Consider the following 1950-nt stretch of genomic DNA (forward strand, 5'->3'; position numbering starts at 1 on the left):
CCGGTCAACTCGCCGCGCAGCTCGGTCGCACCAGCGGTGACGACGTGACGACGGACATCCTCACGCACCCGTCCGACTCCGGCGACCTGCTCTACGAGCTCGGCGCCATGTCGAAGCTCAGCGAGCAGTCCGAGGGCATCTACGCGCAGGCTTCGCAGGACCGCGGCGTGGCCCAGGGGCTCGCCGACAAGGCCGATCGTGCCAAGCAGGCCCTCGGGGACCTCGCCGACGCCGCGCAGTCGAAGATGCAGCAGGCCCAGGGAGCCGCCGACGCCGCACAGACCGCGGTGGACGCCCAGAACGACAACGAGTCGCGGCTCGAGGCGCAGCTGACCGCGCTCACCTCGAAGCAGCGGGGCGTCGAGGCCGACTACCGCAAGGGCGTCGCCGCCGAGAAGGCCCGCCAGGCCCGCCTCGCCGCAGCCGCCGCGAAGGCAGCAGCCAAGGCCGCAGCGACCAGCCAGGGCGGCACCGGTGGCGGCAGCGCCAACCCGGCCGGGTGGGTCCGACCCGCCGGTGGGTTCCAGACCAGCCCCTACGGTTACCGCGTCGACCCCTACACGCACGTCAGCGCCCTGCACGCCGGTGTCGACCTGGCCCCGGCCTGCTACGCCCCGATCTACGCGGCGCACGACGGCACCGTCACCTTCGCCGGCAACGGTGGCGGGTACGGCAACGAGGTCATCCTCGACAACGGCGGCGGCATCTCCACCGCGTACGGCCACGTCGTCGACGGCGGGATCATGGTCACCGCCGGCCAGCACGTCACCGCGGGACAGCAGATCGCCAAGATCGGCTCGACCGGCTGGTCGACCGGGTGCCACCTCCACTTCGAGACCCGGATCAACGGCGCTGCCGTCGACCCGGTCCCCTTCATGGCAGCGCGGGGGATCTCGGTATGAGCATCAGCGCCACCGGAACGAGTCCTTCCACGTCATGACCACCTCCGCTCGCTCGTTCTCCTGCGGGATCGCGACCATCGCCGTGCTCGGCATCGGCCTGTCGGTCGTCATCGCCGGACCGGCCCAGGCCGCGCCCTCTGGTCCGTCCTGGGACGACGTCAAGGCCGCCAAGTCCGACGCGGCCGACGCCCAGCAGACGGTCGACGAGCTGAGCGACCGGCTCGGCACGCTGCAGGACGCCGCCGACCAGGCAGGTGTCGCCGAGCAGCAGGCCGGGCAGGCGTACGCCCTGGCGGCGTCGCAGCAGCAGGAGGCGAAGGACACCCTCACCGACCTGTCCGCGCAGTCGAAGCGTGCGAAGGACCGGGCGGACGACTCTGCCGGCCAGGTCGCCGGGCTCGTGGTCGAGCTGTCCCGCACGGGCGGCGGTGACCTGTCGACGACGATGCTCATGGACTCGTCGGACTCGAAGGACCTGCTCTACCGCGTCGGCACGATGTCGCACCTGTCCGAGCGCTCCGCGACCGTCCTGGCCGAGGCACGCGCCGACCAGAAGACCGTCGAGTCCCTGGCTGCCCAGCAGTCCGCCGCAGAGAAGGCCCTGAGCAAGGCGACCGAGGCGACGAAGACCACCTTCGCGACGGCCAACGACGTGGCCGCAGGCGCCCAGGCCCGGGTGCAGAAGGAACAGGACCAGCAGGCCGAGGTCCTGCGCCAGCTCGCGTACCTGAAGGGCACGAGCGTCGCGACGGAGACCGCGTACTGGAGTGCGCAGCAGGCGAAGGCCGCCGCGGCCGCCATCGCCAAGCAGACGCGCGACGCCGGCACCGGGAACGGCTCCGGCACCGGGAACGCCACCGGCGGGGGCACGAGCGGCAGCAAGACCGGCAACACGGGCGGCACCGGCGGCGGGACCTCCAGCCCGGCCGTCCCGAGCACGCCGTCCAAGCCCAGCACCCCGTCGAACCCCGGCACCCCCGCGAAGCCGAGCACCCCGAACAAGCCGAGCACCCCCAGCACGCCGAGCAAGCCGGCGCCCGCCCCGGCA

At 72.7% G+C, this 1950-nt stretch carries 2 protein-coding genes; both read left to right on the forward strand.

Going from position 1 to position 1950, the window contains the following annotated elements; translation table 11 throughout:
• Positions 1-902: M23 family metallopeptidase (locus DEJ17_RS17405; protein WP_146239765.1), on the forward strand; the 902-nt coding region annotated here is incomplete at its 5' end.
• Positions 903-936: 34 nt separating this feature from the next.
• On the forward strand, positions 937-1950 hold a 1014-nt coding region (locus DEJ17_RS17410; RefSeq protein WP_110895666.1), incomplete at its 3' end, for a hypothetical protein.

This window comes from Curtobacterium sp. MCSS17_011 (genome assembly GCF_003224275.1).
GTDB lineage: Bacteria > Actinomycetota > Actinomycetes > Actinomycetales > Microbacteriaceae > Curtobacterium.